At 63.5% G+C, this 24,283-nt stretch carries 12 protein-coding genes and 1 riboswitch; of the genes, 7 read left to right on the top strand and 5 right to left on the bottom strand.

Going from position 1 to position 24,283, the window contains the following annotated elements; genetic code table 11:
* Nucleotides 1–27: 27 nt before the first annotated feature.
* From OIS50_RS14135 to OIS50_RS14145, 3 genes are all read right to left on the bottom strand, one after another.
* Nucleotides 28–4,956: a LamG-like jellyroll fold domain-containing protein gene (locus tag OIS50_RS14135; RefSeq protein WP_264691284.1), complete on the bottom strand. Its 4,929-nt coding sequence runs from the start codon at nucleotides 4,954–4,956 to the stop codon at nucleotides 28–30.
* A gap of 169 nt (nucleotides 4,957–5,125) precedes the next feature.
* On the bottom strand, nucleotides 5,126–5,839 hold the full coding sequence (locus OIS50_RS14140) for a phage tail protein (RefSeq protein ID WP_264691285.1): 714 nt from the start codon (nucleotides 5,837–5,839) through the stop codon (nucleotides 5,126–5,128).
* A gap of 695 nt (nucleotides 5,840–6,534) precedes the next feature.
* The gene (locus OIS50_RS14145) at nucleotides 6,535–6,972 is read right to left on the bottom strand and encodes a DUF6069 family protein (protein ID WP_264691286.1); all 438 of its coding nucleotides are present in this window, start codon (nucleotides 6,970–6,972) and stop codon (nucleotides 6,535–6,537) included.
* A 134-nt stretch (nucleotides 6,973–7,106) separates the two neighbouring features.
* A riboswitch (SAM riboswitch) is annotated at nucleotides 7,107–7,219 on the top strand.
* Nucleotides 7,220–7,291: 72 nt separating this feature from the next.
* On the opposite strand from OIS50_RS14145, the gene metH reads away from it, so the two are divergent.
* The 7 genes from metH (at nucleotide 7,292) to OIS50_RS14180 (ending at nucleotide 16,205) form a co-directional block, all read left to right on the top strand.
* Nucleotides 7,292–11,098: a methionine synthase gene (metH, locus tag OIS50_RS14150; protein ID WP_264691287.1), complete on the top strand. Its 3,807-nt coding sequence runs from the start codon at nucleotides 7,292–7,294 to the stop codon at nucleotides 11,096–11,098.
* A 97-nt stretch (nucleotides 11,099–11,195) separates the two neighbouring features.
* Complete coding sequence (locus OIS50_RS14155) at nucleotides 11,196–11,516, top strand: endonuclease domain-containing protein (RefSeq protein ID WP_264691288.1); 321 nt, start codon at nucleotides 11,196–11,198, stop codon at nucleotides 11,514–11,516.
* 88 nt (nucleotides 11,517–11,604) lie between these two features.
* On the top strand, nucleotides 11,605–12,561 hold the full coding sequence (gene metF, locus OIS50_RS14160) for a methylenetetrahydrofolate reductase [NAD(P)H] (RefSeq protein ID WP_264691289.1): 957 nt from the start codon (nucleotides 11,605–11,607) through the stop codon (nucleotides 12,559–12,561).
* Between the two features lie 176 nt (nucleotides 12,562–12,737).
* Nucleotides 12,738–13,229 carry a tetratricopeptide repeat protein gene (locus OIS50_RS14165; protein WP_264691290.1) on the top strand — a complete coding sequence of 164 codons (492 nt, stop codon included), beginning with the start codon at nucleotides 12,738–12,740 and terminating at the stop codon, nucleotides 13,227–13,229.
* Nucleotides 13,230–13,409: 180 nt separating this feature from the next.
* A complete protein-coding gene (locus tag OIS50_RS14170) occupies nucleotides 13,410–13,991 on the top strand; it encodes an energy transducer TonB (RefSeq protein WP_264691291.1) in 582 nt (193 codons plus the stop codon).
* Between the two features lie 50 nt (nucleotides 13,992–14,041).
* Entirely contained in the window at nucleotides 14,042–14,611 is a 570-nt protein-coding gene (locus tag OIS50_RS14175; RefSeq protein WP_264691292.1) for a hypothetical protein, read from the top strand.
* Between the two features lie 64 nt (nucleotides 14,612–14,675).
* On the top strand, nucleotides 14,676–16,205 hold the full coding sequence (locus OIS50_RS14180) for an N-acetylmuramoyl-L-alanine amidase (RefSeq protein ID WP_264691293.1): 1,530 nt from the start codon (nucleotides 14,676–14,678) through the stop codon (nucleotides 16,203–16,205).
* Nucleotides 16,206–16,360: 155 nt separating this feature from the next.
* Here OIS50_RS14180 and tamL read toward each other — a convergent pair whose 3' ends face one another.
* Both tamL and OIS50_RS14190 read right to left on the bottom strand, forming a co-directional pair.
* The gene (gene tamL / locus OIS50_RS14185; RefSeq protein WP_264691294.1) at nucleotides 16,361–18,685 is read right to left on the bottom strand and encodes a translocation and assembly module lipoprotein TamL; all 2,325 of its coding nucleotides are present in this window, start codon (nucleotides 18,683–18,685) and stop codon (nucleotides 16,361–16,363) included.
* Between the two features lie 295 nt (nucleotides 18,686–18,980).
* Nucleotides 18,981–24,227 (bottom strand): translocation/assembly module TamB domain-containing protein, encoded by a 5,247-nt coding sequence (locus OIS50_RS14190; protein ID WP_264691295.1) that lies wholly within the window; start codon nucleotides 24,225–24,227, stop codon nucleotides 18,981–18,983.
* Nucleotides 24,228–24,283 lie beyond the last annotated feature (56 nt).

A 24,283-nucleotide genomic window follows, 5' to 3' on the forward strand; every position in this document is an offset into this window, starting at 1 on the left:
TTCTTTCGGAGGGAGCTAGGGCCTTGCTCAGTGCCGCACCACGATGGGCAGGTTTACCACCGCGTTGGGCAGGGTAACGCGCAGCACGTACATGCCGGCGGGCAAGTGCTGTACCGAGGTGGCAAGGTCGGGCTGGTAGTGCGGCGTCAGGCGCTGCCCGAAGCGCAGCACGCGGCGTCCTTGCGCATCGAAGAGCTGGCAATCAACGGCGCCTTGCGTTACCCCGGCCACGCGCACCAGCAGCTCGTCGGTAGCCGGGTTCGGGAAGGCCACGGCGCTAACCCCGGCATTGGGGGCCACGGCCAGGGCCACCACGCCCGAGTAGTGCGCGGCACCATCGGTATCGAGCTGGCGCAAGCGGTAGTACACCACGGGGCTGGCGTAGCGGGCCAGGTTGGCGTCGGTAAACTGGTAGTCGTGGCGGCTGGTGCTGGTGCCCTGCCCGGCCACCCGCCCGATGCGGCGGAACCCGCGCCCATCGGCGCTGCTCTCTACCTCAAAGCCGGCGTTGTTTTTCTCCTGGGCGGTGGTCCAGCGCAGCAACGCATCGGGGCCCGTGCGCTCGGCCGTAAAGCGCACCAGCTCCACCGGCAGCGGCGAGTTGCCGTAGCCGCCGATAACCGTTTGGCTGAACGAGGTAACCGGGAAGCTTACCGTGCCGGCTGCCGCGTTGGCAGCGCTGGCCGCAATGGGCGCGTCGAAAGCCCCGTCGCTGTTGCTCTCGCGCTTGTAGAGCTTCAGGTTGGCGGGCGTGGCCGCATCGGCCACGCTGATATCGGCCGGGCCCAGCGTGTACGTAATGGTGGCGGCCATGGCGGCGGTGCTGTACCGGTTCACAATCCAGTAGGCCGGGGTATGCAGGCCGCGCAGGTTGGCGTCGGTTACCTGGGTACCTAGGGGGCGGCCTTCGAGGCGCGTTACCACCACATCATAGGGCGCGCCCGTGGCGGTGGTAAAGTTGATGGCCGCGTTGGTGCCCGCAAAGGTATAGTTGCCGGCGCCCGTAACGGCCAGCAGGCTGCTTTGGCCGTAGCCCACCGGGGCGGTGCTGGCCACGCGCGTGCCGCCGAGCAGCGTGCCCGCCAGGCGGCGCACCACATCGGTTACGGCGCTGCCGCTCTCGTTGAACTGCAGGTACGATACCAGACCGGGCTCGGTGCCGCTGAGCGTGAGGTGGCGCAGCTGGCGGATTTGCGTTCGGCTCAGGGCTTGGTTCCACTGGCTTACTTCGTCCAGGTCGCCGGGGAAGCCGTTGCCCGCGGTGGTGCCCACGCTGCCCACGTAGCTCACGGGGGTGGCCGCCGGGCCGTTGGGGCTGGCTTGGGTGCCCACCACCTCGCCGTTGAGGTAAAGCGTGAGCAAGTCGGCATCGGCGTCGTAGGTGGCGGCCACGTGGCTCCAGCCGGCACCTAGGGCGTTGGGGTTGGTCCGCACGAACACCGTGCCCGTACCCGTGCCGAAACCGGCTTCCAGGCGGCCGTTGCCGGTAATGCTGAGGTAGGGCGCGGCCGCGTTGCCGGTGCCGTTGCCCAGCACGTAGTACTCCGTGCTGCTCGTGTTCAGGCTGGGCTTAATCCAGGCCTGCTGCGTGTACGAGCCGCTGAACGCCGGCGCCGGGTTGGCGGCATCGTTGCCGAAACCAACGTAGCCCAGGGTGTTGCCGCCGGCCAGGCGCAAGGCCGTACCGGCCACGCGGCTCGTCCGGATGATGAGGCGGCTGCCCGCCGGCGCCGTGGTGGCTGGTGTGAAGGCCGTGCCGCTCACCGTCAGGCTGCTGAGCGTGGCATCGAGCACGTTGCCATCGGCGGCACCGGCGGCCACATCGTACACCAGCCAGAAGTAGTTGACCCCCGTACTGAGCTGCTGCGTACCCGCCACCGTAAAGGCGCCGTTGGGGCTGCTGATGACGCCGCCAAAGGCGGTGGTGGTAGCCAGCGTGCCGCTGCTGCCGGTGTAGTACACGCGGGCCGTGGCAATGTCGGCAGGGGCGGTGCTGCCGGCGGTGCTAAACGAGAACGACTGCGCGCTCAGGGGCAAGTCGGGGCCGCCGCCAATGGTTACGGCCACGCGCAACACGCCCTGGTTGAGGCTGCCCGGCGCCACCGCGCCGGTAACGGGCTGCTCGGCGGTGCTGCTGGTGTAGGTGGCCGGGTTAGGCACGGTAAACGTGTTGGTGCCGCTGTCGGGGCCGGTGTTGCCGGCCGCATCGGTGGCGCGGGCCCGCACCGTGTGGCTCCCAAACGCCAGGGGTTGCACCTGCGCCAGATTCCAGGTGCCGCCGGCGCTGGCCGTGGCCGTGCCGATGCTACTGCCGTCGACCAGTACCGTTACCGTGGCACCGGGCTCGGCCGTACCCGAGTAAATGGGCGTGGCCGCGCTCAGCGAGCCGTTGGCCGGCGCCGTTACCACAGGGGCTGGCGGCGGGGTGGAATCTACCAAAAAGGTGTTTGTATTGGAGCTGGCACTCGTCAGCTGGCCGCTAAGCTGGGCCTGGGCGTAAACCGCGTGGCTGCCTTGGCTCAGGGCCGCGGGCTGACCTAGGCTCCAGTTGCCGCCCGCGCTGGCCGGGGTGGTACCAATGCTGGTGCCATCCACAAACACGGTTACGGTGCTGCCGGCGGCAGCGGTACCCGCGTAGGCCGGGGTGGTGGTCGAGAGTAGGCTACCGTTGGCGGGCGCAACTACCACGGGCGCGGCCGTGGGCTGCAGAATGGTGTAGTCTTGGGTGGTGGTGCAGCCGTTGGCATCGGTAACGGTGGCGCGGTACGTGCCGGCGGCCAGGCCGGTAGCGGTGGCGGTGGTTTGGCCGAGGCTGCCCGCCGGGGCCGAGGTGCGCGCCCATCCGTAGCTAAAGGGCGCGGTGCCGCCCGTAGTCGTGGCCGTGGCCGTGCCGTTGGCGCCGCCGGGGGTGGTTACGTTGGTTTGCGAGGCAGTGGCGGCCAGCGCCGCCGCCGGCTGCGCAACGTTCAGGTTCAGCGTAGCCGTGCGCGTGTTGGCATCGGTAATGGTAACCGAGTAGCTGCCGGCCGGCAGGCCGGTGCGGTTCTGGGTGGTAATGCCGTCGTTCCAGCGGTACGTGTAGGGCGCGGTGCCGCCGCTGGGCGTCAGGCTGATGGCCCCGGTGGCGCCGCCAAAGCAGGCCACGTTGGTAATGACGGCCGAAGCGCTGAGCGGTACCGGCGTGGCAAAGCTCAGCACGTTGCCGTAGGCGGTGCCGGCCGCGTTGGTGGCGTAGGCGCGCACATAGTACGTGGTGCCGGCGGTCAGGCCCGTCAGGGCCTTCGCAAAATTGCCCAGGCCCGTGCCGTTGGCATCCGTCGTTACGCCGCTGCCACCTAGGGTTGGGGTAGTGCTGGTGCTGCTGTACACCACGCCCCGCTCGCTTACGCTGGCGCCGCCGTCGGCCGTTACGCTGCCGCCCAGCGTGGCCCCGCTGCTGCTCACGCCGGTGGGCGCAGCCGTGGCCACGGTGGCCGTGTTGTAGGTGCTGAAGTTGAGCGTGGTGTTGTCGAAGATGCCCAGGTAGGCACGGTTGCTGGCATCCCGAAACACGCCCTCATCGATGCGGATGGCGTAGGCGGTACCTAGGGCCAGCGTGGTGTTGGGGTTGATAACCCAGGTGGTGCCGCTGCCCGTTACCCGCGCGTCGCCCACCGGAATGGTTTCGAGCACGCTGTTATCCGACACCCGCACCACGTAAAAGTTGCCCGCGCTTTTGGTAACGCTTTTGTCGAACACGAGCGTGATGTTGGTGGCCGGCGCGATGCCCGTGGCGTTGTCGGCGGGCGTGCTGGCGGTCAGCAGCGGGGGGTTGCCTTCCTGGCGCAGCACGCGGCCGGCGGCTCCCGTCGTAAATTCCACCAGGTCGGTATCGGAGTCGTTATCGTAGTCGGAGGCGTACAGCCCCGGGGAAGATTGCGAGATGAAATCGAAATCGAGGCCGTTGAGCGGGCCGCTGGTAAAGGTGCCGCTCGTGTTGGCGCTGGTGGTGCTGAACGCACCGCTGCCGTTGTTCAGCAGCAGGCCAATGCCGGTATCCTGCGTGCTGCCGTCCTGGTAGAGCATGTCCACGGCTCCGTCGGCGTCCACATCCACAAAGCGCCGCCGCGAGGCAATGCTCAGCGCCGGAAACGGGTTGGCCACCACGGCAAAGCTGCCGCCGTTGTTGCGGTACAGGGTGCCGGCGCTGCCGCTGGGCGCGGTCAGCAGGTCGCTGTCGCCGTCGTTGTCGTAGTCCACCGCAAACACCGACGGGTCGCCGCTGCCGATAACGCCGGTGAGGGTTACGCCCGTGAGCGGGCCGCTGGTAAAGGTGCCGCTGCTGTTGGCGTTGGTAGTGCTGAACGCGCCGCTGCCGTTGTTGATCTGCACCCCGATGTTAGTGCCGGGCGTATTGCCGTCCTGAAACAGCATGTCGATGGCGCCGTCGTTGTTCACGTCGATGAAAACGCGGCGCGAGGCAATGGCAATGGAAACGAACGGGTTGGCCACGGCGCTCCAGGTGCCGTTGCCGTTGTTGCGAAACAACGAGCCCGCCTGGGCATTCACCATTTGCGCAATGTCGGTGTCGCCGTCGCGGTCATAATCGACGGCAAACTGCGCATAACCGTTGCTGACGGTACCAAACACCACGTGCGTGAACGTGATGCCAGTGAGCGGGCCGCTCGCGAACGTACCGCCCGCACCGGCCGCGAAATCGGTGTAGTTGCCACCGCCGTCGTTGCGCCGCAGGCCGATGCCCGCACCGGCCGTGTTGCCGTTCTGGTACAGCAAATCCAAGTCGCCGTCTTTGTCCACGTCGATAAAGCCTTGCCGGTTGGGAAACGACAGCACCGGAAACGGACTCGTTTGCACCGAGTAGCTAACCTGGGCCCGGGCCGGCAAAGCCGCCCACACAAGCCAAACCAGCAGCGCCGCTTTGCGAAGCAGGCCGCCGGAGGAGTAAGTTTTTTTCATATAATATCAGATAAAAGCCAGCCCCTGCCCTGCCCCTTTGCGGCGGCTGCCCCGGCCACACCTAGGGCCCCGAAACCGCAACAGGAGCAAGGCAAGCCAGCTCGGCAATTGGCGCACAACCCGCTTGGGCCCGGCCGAAACAGCCGGCGGCGGTTGCCCGCCGGGCAGGTTAGTTGCGCGATGGGTAGATGCCTTCTACTGCAATCTGAAAATTGAGCGCCAGGTAAGGCTGCAAAGTGGAAAACGGCTGGCTGTTACCTGCTATACCGGTACTCCCGGTCGAGTTGATATTGCCGGTGGCGGCGTACCCCTTCACGCTTACGCTCTCGCCGTTCACGTCGGTAGCCGAAAGCACGGCCGGCACCGCTCCTACCGGCGAGTTGGTGGTGGCAGCACCCGAGCTTACGCTGCCCGGCGCGGAGTGCACGTGGGCGGGCATTTGGTTGGCTAGCAGCGTGGTGTTTTCGCTGCCACCTGCGCTGGCCATGGTGTACTGCGACCGGCCTGGCCCCTGGCCATAATGCAGGGGCACACGGCCGCGCAAATCGGGCAGGGCAAATGTGGTGCGCCCGTCGCCGCCGTACATGGTGCCCAGTATGGAGTAAAGGGCCGTGTTTTGTGCGATTGAGAGTATCTGGCCGTTGCAGAACATATAGCCCTGCACTTCATAATTACCGGCAAACAGCATGATTTCGCCGATGAACGGCTCCATGCCGGTAGTGCGATAGGCTTGCCGGGTTGCGGTTGCGGCAGCAGGGCCGGCCAGCAGGCTACCGCCGAGCACGGCGCCCAGGCGCTTAAGCCAGCTGCGGCGGGTGGGCTCGGCCTGGCCTACCACTTGTTGGATATTCTGTAAACCTTGTTGCGTAGCAATCAATCGCATGAAAAAGGGTTAAGAAGGTGGAGTAAAAAAGCTTGTGCAGCACCAAACCGAGGCATTTGTTACAGCCAAGCCATTCCTGAAATGGCTCGTTGCGCCTGCCCCGGCGCCGTTAAGCGTTAGCCGCGCGAAGGCTGAATGCCCGTTGGGCAGATAAAGTGATTCGTGGCCGGGAAAAGCGAAAGCAGAGTAGCCCTCTAAGCTCCCAGGCCAAAGCAGCCCCATTCAGGCTCAATGACACATTGCAGCAACCAAAAGGCTTTCTACCAGTTAGTTAGCAAGCAGCGTATATCGCCTGAACAATGGCTGCACAAATATATTATATGCATTATATACCATGGCTAAATTCATATTATCATTGATATAATTTTAATAGACAAAACACTATTTACACACCCCGGGCTGTATAACTGAGTTGCTGCATGCCAAGTGGTAGTTGCCTACCGCGCCCGCCATGCAATCGGCCGGAATCAGCCCAAAACCACCTCAACCCCTTGCCAACGCCGACGACCGTTGCCCAGGCCCCGGCAGCACCTGGCTGCCCGGGCACCTAGGCAACAACAGCAAAGCCAAGCTGCTGGGGGCAAGCACAAGCCTTGGCAAAAGCACTGTTTGCATCTGACGCCCCGCGGCCGGCAAACCCTACCCTGAGTTGGGGCGCAGTAGGTGTTGGCTGAGCCTTGCAGCGTGCCGCGCACCTAGGCGCGGGTAACGCGGCTGAACAGCGCCCACACCACCCCGGCCGCTACCACGTGCATCAGGCCCAGTACAGCCACGCCGCTGGCCGGGTTGTGCGGAATGGCCGCCGGGCCCGCCATCGAGAGCAGGCAAATACCCACCGCCACAATAGCAAACCCTTGCAGCGGCCGATCGGCCCACCGGATAAGGGCGGCCAGCACCAAAGCCCCGAGCAGGGCCGGCACCATCGAGGCCAGGGCCACGTGGGCCGGGCCAATGGTGCCGCCGGTAGGCTCGCGCAGATTGGCCGGCAACAGCCCTGTAGCAGTAGCAGCGTAGTAAATGCCCAGGTTTAGGGCTGCAGCAACCAGGCCGGCGAGGGGCGCCGCCCACCACAACGGGTTGGCGCGCAGCCCGGCGCTTGGCACGGGCGCGTGTTGGTGATAAACGGTTTCCATAGCACTCAGCAACACCACTTCTTCTACCAATAATTTACAATTAAATATTTATACTTTCAAATAAACTACACGTATTTGCTGTTGAGGTACGGCGGGGCACTTGCAAAAACTCGTGGCGGCCTCTATCTTCGTGGTGCTTATCCAGAAAGACCGAGGGACTGGGCCCGACGACGTCTTAGCAACCGGCCAATGCGGCAAGGTGCTAACTCCCATCCGAGGCCGGTGCGGCGTTCGGAGAAGATGAGCGGAACCAGAGCCCCTCGCGGCCCCTCGGCTTTCCGGATACGCGCCAGCATCCACCGCAATCCGGAAAGACCATATGCCTACTGTTCCCGCCTCCCCGCTTGCCGAGCTGCTTGCCCGCCGTGTCCTCGTGCTCGATGGTGCCATGGGTACCATGCTGCAGCGCCACCAGCTCACCGAAGACGACTTTCGGGGCGAGCGGTTTCGGGACCACCCCAAGCCCCTGCGCGGCAACAACGACTTACTGTGTCTGACGCGCCCCGACGTGGTGCGCGGCGTGCACGCCGAGTACTTCGCCGCGGGCGCCGACCTGGTAGAAACCAACACCTTCAGCGGCACCACCGTGGCGCAGGCCGACTACGCCCTGGAGCACATTGTGTACGAGCTGAACTTTGAAGCCGCCCGGCTAGCCCGCTCCGCTGCCGACGAGTACAGCACGCCCGAGCGCCCGCGCTTTGTGGCCGGCGCCATTGGCCCCACCAACCGCACGGCCTCGCTCTCGCCCGACGTAAACCGCCCGGGCTTCCGCGCCATCACCTTCGATGAGCTGGCTACGGCGTACCTGGAGCAGATCAAAGGCCTGGTTGATGGCGGCGTGGATGCGCTGCTGATTGAGACCATCTTCGACACGCTGAACGCCAAGGCCGCATTGTTCGCGGCGCAGCGCTTCTTCGATGAGGGCGGCCGCGTGGTGCCCATCATGATTTCGGGCACCATCACCGATGCTTCGGGCCGCACGTTGTCGGGCCAAACGGTGGAGGCGTTCTGGAACTCCATGCGCCACCTGCCCATCCTGAGCATTGGCCTGAACTGCGCCCTAGGTGCCAAGCAGCTGAAGGTGTACCTGCAGGAGCTGAGCCGCCTGGCCGACTGCTACATTTCGGCTTACCCCAACGCCGGCTTGCCCAACGCCTTCGGCGGCTACGACGAATCGGCCCAGGAATTTGCGGCCGTGCTGGAAGAGTACCTGCAGGAAGGCCTCGTAAACGTGGTGGGCGGCTGCTGCGGCACCACGCCCCAGCACATTGCCGAAGCCGCGAAGCTCGTCGACCGCTACCCGCCGCGCCAGCTGCCGGTGCGCCCCCAAGCCACGCGCCTGAGCGGTTTGGAGCCGCTGAATATTCACCCCGAAAGCTTGTTCGTGAACGTGGGCGAGCGGTGCAACGTAACGGGTTCGCGCGCCTTCGCTCGCCTGATTCGCTCGGGGCAGTTTGACGAAGCCGTGGCCGTGGCTCGCGCCCAGGTGGAAGGCGGCGCGCAGGTGCTCGACGTGAACATGGACGAAGGCCTACTCGACTCGGTGGAGGCCATGACCAACTTCCTGAACCTGCTGGCCTCGGAGCCCGATGTAGCCCGCCTGCCCATCATGATCGACTCCTCCAAGTGGGAGGTGCTGGAAGCTGGCCTGAAGTGCACCCAGGGCAAGAGCATCGTCAATTCGATTTCGCTGAAGGAGGGCGAAGAGGTGTTTAAGCACCACGCCCGCCTGGTGCGCGCTTATGGCGCGGCGGTTATCGTAATGGCTTTCGACGAGCAGGGCCAGGCCGATAACTACCAGCGCCGCATCGACATCTGCCAGCGCGCCTACCGCATCCTCACCGAAGAAGTAGGCTTCCCGCCCGAAGACATCATCTTCGACCCGAACATCCTTACCGTAGGCACCGGCATCGAGGAGCACCGCCGCTACGCTATCGACTTTATTGAGGCCGTGCGCTGGATTAAGCAGCACCTGCCCGGCGCCCTCACCAGCGGCGGCGTCAGCAACGTGTCGTTTGCCTTCCGCGGCAACGACCCGGTGCGCGAGGCCATTCACGCCGCGTTCCTGTACCACGCCATCAAGGCCGGTCTGGATATGGGCATCGTGAACCCCGGCCAGCTGACCGTGTACGACGAAGTGCCCAAGGATTTGCTCGAAGCCGTGGAAGACGTGCTGTTCGACCGCCGCGACGATGCCACCGAGCGCCTCGTGCAGCTGGCCGACAAGCTTAGCCATCAGAAAGCTAATAGCCAACAGCTGACAGCTATTAGCCAGGAAGAATGGCGCGGGTGGTCGGTTGAGAAGCGCCTCGAGCACGCCTTGGTAAAAGGCATTACCGACCACATCGAAGCCGATACCGAAGAAGCGCTGAAGCAATTGCAGAAGCCGCTGGCCGTGATTGAAGGCCCGCTGATGGCCGGCATGACGGTAGTGGGCGACCTGTTCGGCGCCGGCAAAATGTTCTTGCCGCAGGTAGTGAAATCGGCCCGCGTGATGAAGCGCGCAGTGGCCTGGCTCGAGCCGCACATGCAGGCCGAGCGCGACGCCGTAGCTGCTGCCGGCGGCACCGAAGCCCGCCAGACAGCCGGCAAAGTACTGCTGGCTACCGTGAAAGGCGACGTGCACGACATCGGCAAAAACATTGTGGGCGTGGTGCTGGCCTGCAACAACTATGAGGTGATTGACCTAGGCGTGATGGTGCCCCTCGAAAAGATCATCGCCGAAGCCGAGCGCACCCAAGCCGACATTGTGGGCTTAAGCGGCCTGATTACGCCTTCGCTCGACGAGATGGTGTACGTGGCGCAGGAAATGGAGAAGCGCGGCCTGCGCGTGCCGTTGCTCATTGGTGGCGCTACCACCTCGCGCCTGCACACGGCCGTGCGCATCGCACCCGCTTACAAAGGGCCCGTTATACACGTAAACGACGCCTCGCGTGCCGTGCCGGTGGCCTCGCAACTGCTAGGCCTAGGTCGGGATGCGTACGCCAACGACGTGGCCCAGGAGTACCTACAGCTGCGCGACGACCACGCCGGTCGCCAGCGTACCAAGGAGTACGTGAGCATTGAGGATGCCCGCGCGCAGAAGTTTCAGGCCGACTGGGCTGCCGCGCCCATCACCAAGCCCAGCTTTCTGGGTGCGCGGGTATTCGAAGATTACCCGCTGCAGGAGCTGGTGCCCTACATCGACTGGACGCCTTTCTTCCACGCTTGGGAGCTGAAAGGCCGCTACCCGCGCATCTTGGAAGATGAGACCCTAGGCGAGGCCGCGCGCAAGCTATTTGCCGATGCCCAAGCCCTGCTCAAGCGCATCATCGATGAAAAGCTGCTTACGGCCCGTGCTACGGTAGGCTTCTGGCCGGTTAATACCGTCGACTCCGACACAATTGAGGTATACACCGACGACACCCGCGAGCAGTTACTGGCCGAAACCTTCACGCTGCGTCAGCAAAGCCTGAAGGCACCGGGCCTGCCGTACTTCGCCTTCTCCGATTTCCTGGCTCCTAAGGACAGCGGCCGCGCCGATTACCTAGGCGGTTTTGCCGTAACGGCGGGCATCGGGCTTGATGAGCTGGTGGCCGAGTTCGAGGCGCAGCACGACGACTACTCGGCCATTCTGGCCAAAGCCCTGGCCGACCGCCTGGCCGAAGCCCTGACCGAGCGCCTGCACGAGCGGGTGCGCCGCGAGCTGTGGGGCTACGCGCCGCAGGAGCACCTCTCCAACGAAGACCTTATCAAGGAAGAGTACCGCGGTATTCGCCCCGCCCCGGGCTACCCCGGCTGCCCCGATCACACCGAGAAGATTACCTTGTTCCACCTGCTCGGCAACGGCCAAACCGGCATCAGCCTCACCGAAAACCTGGCCATGTACCCCACGGCTTCGGTGAGCGGCTTCTACTACGCCCACCCCGATTCGCGCTACTTCGGCCTAGGTCGAATTGGCAAAGATCAGGTAGAAGACCTGGCCCGCCGCAAAGGCATGCCCTCTGCCGAGCTGGAGCGCTGGTTGTCGCCTAACTTGAACTACGATGTGGCCTCACCCCCCGGCCCCCTTCCCTCGCTAGATGCGCGACATGGGGGAGAGGGGGAGCCTAAAGTCAACGTTGTTGCAGTTACAACTGCGCAGTAGTTACAGCTTTTGCGTGGACGCACCAGACCCAAAGCAGGACCGGCTAACCGCTGATCAGAAGCGGTGGCACACTCGGCTGAAGACATTCAGCGGGGAGATGCGGCGTAATCCGACGTCGGCCGAAGACGCTTTGTGGCAAGCATTGCGCAACCGGCAGCTCAACGGAGTAAAGTTTCGGCGGCAGCATGCTATAGGCAACTTTATTGTTGACTTCATCAGTACCGATCATCAGCTCATTATTGAAGTCGATGGCGACATGCACGCCGAGCGCAGCCAAGCCCAGTACGACCTAGGTCGCAGTTACGAGTTAGCCACCGCCGGCTACCGCGTGTTGCGCTTCATCAACGAGCAAGTGCTCAGCACCCTTTCTGCTGTTTTGCAAACCATCCGCGAAGCCTTGGCTTTGCCTCAAGAATAAACCAGCCACCACAATCCTGACTCCCCCCATTCGCTAATCGTCAGGCTCCCCCTCTCCCCCGGAGAGGGGGCCGGGGGGTGAGGCCACTATGAAAGTTACCGACCACCTTGCCCGCGCCAACGGCAAAACCCTCTTCTCGTTTGAGGTGCTGCCGCCGCGCAAGGGCGAAAACATTCAGACGCTGTTCTCGAACATCGAGCCGCTGCTGGAGTTTAAGCCGCCGTTTATCGACGTGACGTACCACCGCGAAGAGTACGTGTACCGGCAACGGGCGGCAGGCCTGCTCGAGAAGATTACCACCCGCAAGCGCCCGGGCACGGTAGGCATTTGCGCGGCCATCAAAAACCGCTTCGATGTGGACACCGTTCCGCACCTGATCTGCGGCGGCTTCTCGCGCGAGGAAACCGAAAACGCCCTCATCGACCTGCATTTCCTGGGCATCGACAACGTGCTGGCCTTGCGCGGCGACCCCATTAAGTCGGAGCCCGGCTTTGTGGCGCACCCCAACGGCCACGCCTACGCCTGCGAGCTGATCGGGCAGGTATCGGCCATGAACGGCGGCCGCTACCTCGACGAAGAGCAATCCGATACGGCGGCCACCAGCTTCTGCATTGGCACGGCCGGCTACCCCGAGAAGCACTTCGAAGCGCCCAACCTGAGCACCGACTTACGCTACCTGAAGCAGAAAATCGATTGCGGAGCCGAGTACATCGTGACGCAGATGTTTTTCGACAACCAGAAGTACTTCGACTTCGTGGCCAAGTGCCGGCAGGCGGGCATTACGGTGCCCATTATTCCGGGCCTGAAGCCGCTTACCTCCAAAAAGCAGCTTACCGTTTTGCCGCGCACGTTCTACCTGAACCTGCCCGAAGAGCTGGTAGAGGCCGTGGCCCAGTGCCGCGACGATGCCGCCGCCCGCGAGGTCGGCATCGACTGGTGCATTCAGCAGAGCCGCGAGTTGATGGCGGCCGGCGTGCCTTGCCTGCACTACTACAGCATGGGCCGCTCCGAAGCGGTGCGCCGCGTAGCGGCCGAGTTGTTTTAGCTTACTCGGCTTCCGGTTTTTGTTTGTCGGTTTGCCCCGGCTCGCTCCTGCAGCGGGCCGGGGCTGCTTTGTGCAGCCAATGCCACGGGCACCTAGGGCCGCCCGGCGGGTTTGCTGCCCCAGGTGCGACCAAAGCCGCCCGATTTTCGTTATAAGCCGAGCCAGCTTTTGCGCTTATGTCCTCCGACCGTCAGCAACAACTCGATGAGCTTTTTACGCGCTTGCGTACGGCCACGGCCCCGCTCGAAATCGAGGCTCTGCAGCAGGGCATCTGGCAATTGTGGCTCGAAACCGACGACCAGGCCCTGAACAAACGCCTCGAAGAAGGCATGCGCGCCATGGCTGCCGGCGATTACACCAAGGCCATCGATGATTTTACCTGGCTGGTGAAAAAGCACCCCGACTTTGCCGAGGGCTGGAACAAGCGCGCTACCGCTCACTACCTCCGTGGCGAGTACAAAGCCTCGCTCGAGGACGTAGCCCAAACGCTGGAGCGCGAACCGCGCCACTTCGGGGCCTTGTCGGGCAAAGCCACCATTCAGCGCATGGTTGGCGACGACCGCGGCGCCCTGCGCACCCTGCGCCGGCTTAGCGTGCTGTGCCCTCATTTTCCTGGTTTACAGGCACAACTCCACGATTTGCAAAATCGGCTCGACGACCCTTCGTAAACACATTTGTGTAACATTCCGGGATTACCGAAGCTTGCCTTCAACAGAAAAAGTGTAATTTCAATATCCGCTGAGTTGCCAATAGCAGCAAATCGGCAGATTACAGGCTTTTTCCAAGAACTGACTTCAACCACCCGAAGTAGAACTTAGCAAAGTTCGCTTTGGCCATTACTCCCGTCTATGGCAACACGCTTACTACTCATTGCTTTCATGTGCTGCGCCTCGGCTGCTGTGCACGCCCAGGGGCGCGTACGCCAAACCGACCTCGATAGCGGCCGCGTCGAAAAGGGCCAGAAAGTCGGCGAATGGGCCTATTACGCTTTTACCGGTAGCGGACGCAAAGTGTTGGTGCAGCGTTACGACTACGACCGCAAACGATTGCTGTACTTCCGCAAGCCCGACGAACACCCTTACCGGCACCAGGTAGCGGGCAACTGGCAGAGCGGTTACCTGGAGCGCCCGCCGCTGTACATCGGCGGCGACGGCGTCCTCTCAACCTACATGCGCCAGTTGCAGTACCCCACGCAGGCCCGCACCAAAAACGTGCAAGGGCGCGTGGTGGTGCGCTTCGTTATCGATACCCTAGGTACCGCCAGCAATTACCAGGTGCTTACCGGCATTGGTTCGGGCTGCGACGAAGAGGCCTTGCGCATTGCCCGCTCCATTCCGCACGAGTGGATTCCGGGCCGCAAGGATGGCCGCGCCGTGCCGGTGGAGTACGAGCTGCCCTTTACCTTCCGGATAACCCAGGCCCAGAACTAGCGCGCGGGGCGGCAGTATCCTGCATGGCAGAGTTTGCGTAAACTTCGGCCATGAAACCCTCTGCCGCCCCCGCCTTTTTTTGCGTTGGTCGCGCCGCCCTGCTTGCCGGTGTGGCCCTGCTGATGGCTGCCTGCGATACCACGCCGCGCGAGCGGCAAGACATCGTGAAGGACAGCGCCCGCAAACTTGATACCCTGGCCGACAAAGCCGGCGACGCGCTGAAACGTGCCGGCAGCCGCGCCGCCCGTTTCGATTCGGTATCCAAATCGCGCAGCCGCCAGCCGCTCGACGATGCGGCCGCTAATCAGTTTACGCAAGAGCTGCTGGGCAGCTACGCCAGCATCGAGCAGCTCTCGGTGCAGGAGCTGGAGCCGGCCTACACGCAGCTGTTGCGCCAAACCCGCGACAAGCGCCGCGACTGGACCCAACGCGACTGGGACTACGCCACGGCCGTGTTTCGCCGGCTCAACGACCGCTACCGCTCGTTGCGCCTCGATTTACCGGCCCGCCAGGAGCTGCGCATCAAGGCCTTGCAAACCGAATTCACGGCCCTTGAAGCCGGCCGCGACATAAAAGATTTGCGCGAGGCCGTGCGCGATAAGCCCACCAACACGCGGTAATTCGCCGCCAGCCGTATTGATTTAAGCCCCGCACGCCGCGGGGCTTTTCTTTTAGCCTACCCCCATGCTGCGTTTGCTTGCCCGCTGCCTTCCGGCTCTGTTGCTGATAACCGGCTTGCCCCACCTAGGGCGCGCCCAAAACCAAGCGCGCCTGCTGGAGCGCGCCGAAGTAGTGCCTGCACAAGACCAATGGCTGCAACCCGGCGACCGGCTGCAGCTGCGCGCCAAAGCCCAACCCGGCGCGCGGGTAACTACCTCGTGGGGCCTGCCGCTGCCCGAGCTACACCCCAGCCTCGCCAACGGCCAACCGGGCGTATACCAGGTTAGCTACGTGGTGCGCCCCGGCGACACGCTCCACACCCGCCGGATTAAGCTGTACGCGCAGCTGCCCGATGGCCGCCGCGATTCGCTGCTGACCAGCACCACCGTGCGCGTGCTCGACCCCAACGTGCCGCAGCTGGCCCGCACCCGCGGTGCCCTGGCCTACCTTAACTACGGTTTGGGCGAAGACCGCCTGGGCGGCGCCAAAATCGGCTACCTCGACTCATTGGTGCTGCTGCACCTTACGGGGCGCGTGGGGGGCCAGTACCGCGTGCGCCTGGCCGAAAACCAAACGGCCTGGGTGCCTGTGGAGGTAGCCACGCTGCTGCCGCCCGGCGGCCTGGTGCCGCAGTCGCTTACGGGCTCGTGGAGCGTGAGCGGCGACGCGCAATACGACTACGTGCGCGTGGGTTTGCAGGAGCGCCTGCCCTACCGCTCGCAACTGCAACTGGAGCCCTCGCGGCTGGTGATTGACGTGTTTGGGGCCACCTCCAACACCAACTGGATAACGCAACGCGGCGGCCTGCAGGCGATTGAGAACGTGTACTACGAGCAGCCGCAGCCCGATGTGTTCCGCATTGTTATCGACCTGAAGCACGCGCAAAGCTGGGGCTACGCCATCGGTTACCAAGGCAACACGCTTACCGTTCGGGTGCGGCGGCCGCCGGCCAGGCTCGAGCTGCGGGGCCTTACGGTAGCCGTCGATGCCGGCCACGGCGGCGACAACCACGGCGCCGTTGGTGCTACCGGAGCCAAGGAAAAAGACCTGACCCTGGCCATTGCCCAACGCCTGCAACGAGAGCTGGAGCAAAAAGGCGCCACCGTGCTGATGACGCGCGAAGCCGATGTAAGCGTGGATAACGGAGCCCGCATTGTGCGGCTGCGCCGGGCCATGCCGCACCTGCTCGTGAGCGTGCACGTCAACTCCTCGGGCACCAAGGATACCAAAGGCACGGCCACGTTTTACCGCTACGTGGGCTTCCGGCCGCTTTCGCAGGCCATTTATCACGAGATGTTGCAAACCGGCCTGGCGCCGTGGGGCAACGTGGGCGCCTTCAACTTTGCCCTGAACGGGCCCACCGAGTTCCCGAACGCGCTCGTGGAAACGGCGTTTATCTCGAACCCCGACGACGAGCAGCGCCTCATCAACCCCGCGTTTCAGCAGGAAATAGCCGAGCGCATTGCCAGCGGCTTGGAGCAGTTCCTGAAAGAAACCCGCGCCCGCGGACCTAGGGGCTGGTGGCGCAAACAACCCGCGCTGGCTAGGCAATGAGTTTGTGCGTTGTGGAGTTGGAGAGTTCAGGAGTTGAATCCCTGGCCCCGGCATAAGCAAACGGCCCCGGCAACCTGGGCCTAGGTTGCCGGGGCCGCGCGTTTCGGGAGCAGGCAGCCGAAACTCTTTAACTCCTCAGCTCACAAACTCATTACCTAGAAGGGGTAGCCAATGGCTAGGTTAAGGCGGCCCGCATTACCGCCGGTACCGCCGTAGGGCACCCGCAAGGGCACGGCGTAATCGAGGCGGATAACCAGGAACTGCACATCGACGCGCAAGCCGGCCCCGGCGCCTACGGCCAGCTCCTTGAAAAACGAGTTCAGGGCAAACTGCCCGCCGGGGCGCGTGGGGTCGTTGTTGACGAGCCACACGTTACCGGCATCCACAAACAGGGCGCCCTTCACGAACGGGAACAAATCCTGGCGGTACTCGGCGTTGGCCTCGAGCCGGATGTCGCCCACCTGGTCGTAGAAGCTGGTGCTGCGCTGCAGGCTGTCGGTGGGCTCGTAGCGGCCGGGGCCAATTTGGCGGGGCGCAAAGGCGCGCACGCTGTTGGGGCCGCCAATGCCGTACTGCTTCAGGTAGGGCAGCACCGTGGAGTTGCCGTAGGGCAGCCCCAGGCCCACCAGCACGCGGGTGGCAAAGCGGTTGCCGCTGGTGGGGTCTTGCGCTACGCGGTAGTAGTTGCGAAACTCCAGATCGAAGCGGCTGTACTGCGAGTACTCCTGCCCGAAGATTTTGCCCTCGGTGCCCGACAGCTTGCTGACGAGGCTGGCCAGGTTGCCGGCCACCTCCACCTGCCCGCTGAAGTAGGATTGGTTGCGCCGCTGTTCGTACACTTGGTTGTTGTAGGTGTAGCGGTACGACGAGGCCGGAATAAACTGCTGCCGGAAGCTGTTGTCGAGGAACGGGCGGCGGCGGCGCAGTTCGTCGAAGTCGTCGGTGGTGCGGGCCAGGCGCGCGTACTGCAGGTCAATGGGGCGCAGCTCCTGCTCGTTGGTAATCTTGGTTTTCCAGCTGTAGCCGTAGTTCAGGTTCAGGTAATCAACCTGAAAGAACTGCCGCCGCTCCACGTAGCGGTACCCCGCGCCAAAGCTGGTACGCGGCTGAAAATCGGAGTTCGACAGGCGCACATCCAGGAAAGGCAAGGGCGGCGTTATCAGCCTGGGCACTAGCAGCTGGCCGTTGATGCCCACCTCGATGGAGTTGGCCCCAAAGCCTTGGTTGCCGACGTCGGTATTGCTGCCCACGCCCTGCCGCCGCTCAAACGTACCCACCAGGTTCACGATTAGCTGCTCGGCACCGCGCAGGGCCGAGCGGTTGCGGAACTGCGCCGTAATGCCCGGCCCCGTGAAGCCGTTGGTTTTGGATATCAGCTGAAACTCGGCCCGCAACGACTTTTTCTTCAGCTGCGTCATGCGCACCGTCGAGTTCAGGAACCCGTAGCCGGCTGAGTCGGGCTTTTGCCGCGCCGGCCGAAACTGGATGTCGACAAACTTAAACGTACCGAGGCTCATCAGGCGGCTCAGGGTCTGGTCGTGGCGGCGCCGGCGGTACAACGAATCGGGGTACAAGAACACCGCGTTGGTTATGGCCTTGGCCTTGAACACCTTCTCATCGGGTACGTAGCGGTAGCCTTTGTACATGATGGGCCGAATGGCCTCGGTGGTGTCCGTAAGCCCGTACTTGGTGTTGAGCGTCACGCGGTTGAGGATGTACGGGTGGTCGGCGCGGTGCGGAATGTTGCCTTTCACGCGGATGTACACGTTGGCCTGGTTGTGCTGCGTGCTATCCACCTCAAACAGCAGGTAATCGGGCGCGAAGTAGTAATAGCCGTGCTGCTTGAGCTCGTTATCAATACGCGTACGCTCGTTTATCAGCGTGTTCAGGTTGTACGGGTCGCCTACTTTCAGCAGCGAACCGGCCTGGGTTTTCCGGATGTCGCGGTCGATGAGCGTGTCGCGCTCCGGGAAATGAATTTCCTTGATGGTGTAGGGCCGCTCCACACGCGCTACGTAATCGACGCTGGCCGTACGGCCCTTGGCCTTGATGAGGCTTTGCACCTCGGGCGTGGCAAAATAGCCGTTGTTGTAGAGGCGGTTAATCATCAGCCCCTTCACGCGTTGGGTATCTACCTGGCTGAGCAGCACCGGGGCCTCGCCGTACTTATCGGCCAGCCACTTGCCCAGGCCTTTGCTCTTGCCCTCGCCCATGTGCCAGAAGTACAGCTTGGGCCGCAGACCTAGGATGGACGTGTTGGGCTTGGGCGAAATAACGGCTTCGAGCTCCGTGGTAAGCGCCGACTCGTTCGGAACGGGGTAGTTCGATTTGATGCTGACGCTGCTGCCGGTGTAGAGCTTGTCGTTTTCGGGAATGAACTTGGTGCCGCTGCACGAGGCCAGAGCCAGGCCAGCCCCAAGCGCCAGCCCGCGCCAAATCAGGGAAGTTAGTGGATGATAAAACGGTCGGGGCTGGTTCATAGCTGTGGAGTTGAACGAAAAACTCCCCTCCTCAGATGAGGAGGGGTGCCCGAAGGGCGGGGTGGTTGATGGTTGTGCGAACGATACCACCTAGGGCGTCATGCTGAGCGCAGTCGAAGCATCTCTCCCGCTTCGTTGAGGTTGGTATCTGGCGAAGCGGGAGAGATGCTTCGACTGCGCTCAGCATGACGTTCTTGTTAGTGGTTTTACTATCTAACGCGGGGTCAACCACCCCGGCGTCAGCTAAAGCTGCCGCGTCCCCTCCTCAGCTGAGGAGGGGAGGTTGGCCGTTTTACTAGTTCAGAGCGTTGTTTTTAAGCGTATCCTGCTGGGCAGCTTCTTCTGCCTTGCGGGCGCGGCGGTCGGCTTTTACCTGTTGCTTTACCGCCTCAGGCGTGCGCGCAAACAGCTCATCCAGCGAGTTGTAGTCGCGCTGGAAAATGAGCGAGGCGCCGGTGCGCACAAATTGGCCGTCGATGTCTTCGTAGGCGTTGTTGCGGAAGGCGCGCAGGCGCAGGCGGCCGTCGGGCAGGATGTTGTACTCGATGCTGACGTCGCCGGCAAACTGGCTGGCCGCGCTGGCGCCGCTGGTGGCCTGGCTGCCGCTGCTGCTGCCGGCCAGGGGCACATCGGTACCTAGGCGCACCGTGAGGCGGTCGTTGAGCAGCTGCCGGCGCACGGCCACGTTCAGATCGGTGCGGCTGCGCTCCTCGCCGGTGGCACCCACGGCGCTGTACGAGTTCACGCCCAGCTCCAGACCTAGGCCCGCCAGGTACTCGCCCGTTAGGTTGTTTAGCTGATCGGTAAGCACCTGGCTGGCCGAGCCGCGCAGCTGGTTCTCCACAAACGAACCCGGGCCGGCGGTGCTGCGGAAGGGGTTGTCGGCGATAAAGCGGTTAAGCGCCAGCAAGGCAAACACCTGCTTGTTCAGCTCGTTTACGTTGCTGGGCTGGCGCAGCTGCTCCAGCTTGGCACGCACGGCCGCTGCAACCTCGCCGCTTGCCCCCTCGGGTAGCTTGATGTCGAAACTGATAGCAGGCTTAAGTAGCTGCTCCGTAACGTTCAGGTACACCTCGAAAGGCAGACGGTTGCGCGACAGGTTGCTCAGTGTCTGACTCGTTTCAATCTGGTTGGCAATAAGGTCGGCGGCCACGGCGCGCACGCGGTAAATGGCTGATACGCTTACCTGCGCATTGAACGGGTCGCCGCTCCACACGATGTAGCTGCCCGGCGCAATGTCGAATTTGCGCTCGGCCAGGTCGTAGAGCGAGAGTTGGTACTGGCCCTGCGTTACATCGAGGCGGCCCGTGAGGGTTTGGGCGCCGCGCTCGTCGAGCACGGCACTGAGCGTACCGGCCGCCCGCACGCGCAGGTTGTCGCCAGCGGCTTCGTCGATAACGATGGTAAAGGGCGTGTTGTCGGTGATGGTGATGTTGGCGCGCACATCGTAGCCGGTGGCTACGGCGGCGCTGTCGATGTCATCGGCGGTGGCCAGCAGCAGCGAGTCGGCATTGGGTTTGGGCGCGTCTTTATCCACGAATACCACAATGCCTTCGCGCTCCACGGCCACGGGTTCGTCGTTGGGCACTACCACGCTTAGGTCGGAGCCCTCTACCACGGCGGCGCGGGTGCGCACCACGGGGCGGTACAGGTTGCCGGTTACGCGCGTGTCCGAATCGACCAGCAACTTGCCGTAGTACAGCGGGTTGTCGCGGCGGGTGCTCTGCACGGCCAGGAAATCGTCGGTTACAACATCCAGCGCCAGGCGGTACTGACCCACCATGGCAAGGTCGCGCGCCGGCTCGATGTAGCCGTTTACCACGGCGCGGTTGCCCACCGAGTCGAGAATGGCGAAGTTGTCGAAGCGCAGGCCGCGTTCGTTCAGCACCAGTTCGTCGGAGGGCAGGCGGAAGGGTGCGCCCAGCTGCGTAAGCGTGAAGCCGGCCTCCTGGAAGCGCGCCGCCCCGCGCAGCTGCGGCGCGGCCGTGGTGCCCGTTACGGTAAAGCGGCCCGTAAGTGCGCCCGTGCTCTGCTGAATTTGCCCGGCCGCGAATGGCTCCACCGTGCGCAGGTTCAGGCGGGCCAGGTCGGCCACCACGTTGATGGTGCCGTTGGCCACGTAGTAGCCGTTCAGGCGCACGTCATTGCCATCGGGGCTTACCAGCTGCGCCGTTAAATCGTAGCGGTCGGCGGTGTTGTTTACGGCTTGAGCACGCAGGTCGCCCAGCAGGTACTTGTTGTAGGCCAGGCCAGTTAGGTTCAGGTCGGCCGTGAAGGCCTGGCCCGTGCGCCCTAGGTTAAAGGCCACGGCCTGGCCGTTGAGGGTGCCGCCAATCAGCGAGTCCTGCAGGCCGGCCGCGTGCCCTAGGGCGTTCAAATCAAAGTTGCCGATTTGCACCTGCAAGGGGTTGCGGGCACCGGACAGCGTTTGCAGCGCCAAAAAGCGCTCGGCTCGGCCGCTGTACGTCAGGCGCACGTTCTGCGCTTCAATGTTGCCGGTAGCGGGCGTGTAGCGCAGGTAATTGCCCGGTGCGGCATCCCACTGCCGCCCATCGAGTGCCAACGTGGGCTCGAAGCTGAACTGGTAGGTGCGCCCGCCCCCCAGCACTTGCAAGGTGCCGGCCAGGTTCAGGCGCTCGGCCGAGTCGCCTTCGGCGATGCGCAGGCGGGTGCCAATTTGGTTGTTGGCGATGCTGCCCGTCAGGCTCGGGCTGGGCACTTTCAGGGTAGTATCCTGCCTGATTTGGTCGAGTGCCACGCTGTAGTCAAGCTTCTGCGGATCGGAGCCCACGCGCAGCTTCAGCGAATCGAACACCACGCCTTGGTAGCGCATGCGCCGGATATCGGAGCGCACGGTTAGGTTGGCCGCACGACTGTCGTAGGAGCCTGCAATAGCGAAGGGCGAGATGCGCGTGAGGCCCGTTACGAACTTGGGCAGCAGCCGCGCTCCGCTTTGCGGCACGCGCACATCAAACGTAAAGTTGCGCGCTAACGAGGAGGCGCGGTACTGCACACCCGGCAAATCGAAGTACCGATCGATGTGGCGTTGCAGCTCGGTGGCAATATCGCCGAGGCGGGTGTTGCCGCGCAGCACCGCCGTTACGAGGTTGGAGGTAAAATCGACTTCGGTGCGGCCCGGTTGCTGCACAATGCGGGCATTCACCGAGTCGATGGGAATAACCTGGTTGTTGAGCGTGATAACCACGTTGTTGCCCTGCAGCGTACCGTTCAGGGTGTTCAGGTCGGCGCCCGAAAGGCTGCTGTTTAAGTCGCCGCGTACGCTCAGGTTGCCGCCCGAGTAAAAACCTAGGGCCGTTAGGTTCAGACTTTGCAGGTTGCCGCTGAAGCTGTAGCGCGGGGCATCGGGGTTGCGCAAATCAACCGTGGCCTTAATGGCAAAAGCCGCGTTGGCGTCGCCGGTGCTGCGCGCGTCGATGTCGTACTGCTGCCCCCGAATGCCCACGTTGGCGGCCACGTTACGGTAGGTGTAGTTGCCGTAGCGCGCCTGCTGCAGGTTGGCCACCAATTGCCCACGCATGGTCGTCGGCTCGAAGCCCACTCCTTTGTAGGTGCCGCTGCCGGTTACGGGCCCTAGGTCGGGCTGCTTCAGCAAGCGTCCCAGGTCGAAGTTGTTGAGCGTGAAGCGGGCATCCACGGGCTCCTGCCCCGTTGGGCCGGGGCGCAGGTTGGCCACAATAGCCGCGCCGCCATACGAGGTGTTAGCCCGCAGGTTCAGGGCTAGGTCGTTGGCGGTAGGGCGGCCGCGCACGGTGCCGCTAAGCGTGGCCCGCTCGGGCAGCGCAATTACATCTTCGGGGATAATGCCCGCGGGCAGGATATCGTTGATGTCGCGCCGCGTGGTGGTCAGCTGCCGAATGTTCAGATCGGTGTAGAGGCGGCCATCGGTGTTGGGCAAGCCCCGGATGCGCCCCGACGCCCGCACAATGGTATTGCGCAGGCCTACCAGCTCAAGGTTGTTCAGGGCGAAGTTGTCGAGGCGGCCGTTCAACTGCCCGCTGATGAGTACCGATTGGTTGGGCCCGCTCGTGAAGGGCTTTTCGGTGATGAGGTCGGGGGCCAGGTACAGAATGTCGCGGAAGCCGAGGCGGGTGTTCTGCAGGTTGGCCTCGAGGCGGGTTTTACCTAGGGTGCGGGTGTCGGCCAAGGCACCTAGGGAGTCGAACCCGATAGCCAGCGTACGCCGAATGCGCGTGTGCGGGGTAATCAGGTCGAGGTTATCAAGCCGAATCTGCACCGAGTCGTACACCACATCGGCCTGCGCTTTATCAACCCGAAAACCGCTTTGCTCGCGGCCGCGCAGCAAATCGATGCGGCCGGTAGTGCGGTTGTTGGTGTACACCAGGTTGCGGGTACGCAGCGCCAGGCTATCGAACAGCAAGTGGTTGTAGTCCATGGCGGGCAGGCGGGTGCGCTGCCGGGCCTCGTCCACGTTGTCGAAGGCAAACCGCACGCCGCTGATGTCGGACTCGCGCAGCGAAACGCGCCAGCTGGTGGGCGCGCCCGTGGTTTGCGCCACCGCCGAATCAACTTTCTCCACCACCTCGGCGGGGTTTACCACGCGCTGCTCTACGGGCACGTTCTCGTTTTGGGCGTAGGCTATTTCCGAGTTGCGCAGCGTAAGCGTATTCAAAGCAATGCGCTGCCGAATGAGGTCGATGTTATCGGCCGTAACCGCCGCCTGCCCGATGCGCGTGCGGATGTACTGCCGCGAGGGGTCGTTACGGTAGTTCAAGGAAACGTTATCGAGGGCGGCGCGCTCCAAACCCAGGGTGAGCGTAAGCGGCTCGGCCGGGGTATCGGGCGGTACTTTGGTTTGGGTGATGTTGATGCCCGTGTTCTTCAGCGAGGCCGTGCCGATACGGTAAATGCTGCGGTCTACGTCCACCTCGTTCATGGCCACGGCCAGGTCGCCCACGCGGGTGCGCACGTTCATGCCGTCTACCTCGTCGCGGTACGTGAGGTAGATGTTGGCCAGGTGCGCGTCGCCGATGTCGTACTTAAACCCGCCGGTCGAGTCGGCCGGGGTGGTTGTGGTAGTGTCGCCGGTGGCAAACGCCGCCAGGATGTAGTCGAAGTTGAACGTGGAGTCGGGCTCGGTGCGCGCAATGTGCACGGTGCCGTCGGTCAGCTCCACCGAGCTTACGTTGATCTGCGACTTGGTGAGGGCCCACAAATCAATATCAACCCCTAGGTGCCCCACCGATAGCAGGGTGTCGCCCTTCTGGTCTTCGAGGTATACCCCGTCGAGCGACAGGGCGTGGCGCCAATCCGTCCGGAACTTGCCGATGCGCACCTCGGTGCCAATCTTGTTCTGAAGGTAGTTGGCGGCCTTGCGGGCAGCAAAGTTCTGGGCTGCCGGAAACTGCAGGGCCACGATCAGCCCCACCACCAGCAACACAATCAGCAGCAACAAACCCAACAGCCCGCGCCACAACCAGCCCCAGGGGCTGCGCGCGTGCGGGCGTGGCGCCGGCGAGCTGGCCGGCGTAGTATCGGAAGGAGGAGGCGTAGGAGTAGCCAAGCGAGCAGTAGCGTTAGCGCCCCGCACTTGGGCGGGAACGTCCCTTCGGACGCACA

This window comes from Hymenobacter sp. YIM 151858-1, from assembly GCF_025979705.1.
Lineage (GTDB): Bacteria > Bacteroidota > Bacteroidia > Cytophagales > Hymenobacteraceae > Solirubrum.

Coding starts and splice junctions, on each gene's coding strand:
- OIS50_RS14175 (WP_264691292.1), top strand. CDS start 14,042: ATGAAACCCTCTGCCGCCCCCGCCTTTTTTTGCGTTGGTCGCGCCGCC.
- OIS50_RS14145 (WP_264691286.1), bottom strand. CDS start 6,972: ATGGAAACCGTTTATCACCAACACGCGCCCGTGCCAAGCGCCGGGCTG.
- metH (WP_264691287.1), top strand. CDS start 7,292: ATGCCTACTGTTCCCGCCTCCCCGCTTGCCGAGCTGCTTGCCCGCCGT.
- OIS50_RS14180 (WP_264691293.1), top strand. CDS start 14,676: ATGCTGCGTTTGCTTGCCCGCTGCCTTCCGGCTCTGTTGCTGATAACC.
- OIS50_RS14165 (WP_264691290.1), top strand. CDS start 12,738: ATGTCCTCCGACCGTCAGCAACAACTCGATGAGCTTTTTACGCGCTTG.
- OIS50_RS14170 (WP_264691291.1), top strand. CDS start 13,410: ATGGCAACACGCTTACTACTCATTGCTTTCATGTGCTGCGCCTCGGCT.
- OIS50_RS14140 (WP_264691285.1), bottom strand. CDS start 5,839: ATGCGATTGATTGCTACGCAACAAGGTTTACAGAATATCCAACAAGTG.
- OIS50_RS14155 (WP_264691288.1), top strand. CDS start 11,196: ATGCGGCGTAATCCGACGTCGGCCGAAGACGCTTTGTGGCAAGCATTG.
- metF (WP_264691289.1), top strand. CDS start 11,605: ATGAAAGTTACCGACCACCTTGCCCGCGCCAACGGCAAAACCCTCTTC.
- OIS50_RS14135 (WP_264691284.1), bottom strand. CDS start 4,956: ATGAAAAAAACTTACTCCTCCGGCGGCCTGCTTCGCAAAGCGGCGCTG.
- tamL (WP_264691294.1), bottom strand. CDS start 18,685: ATGAACCAGCCCCGACCGTTTTATCATCCACTAACTTCCCTGATTTGG.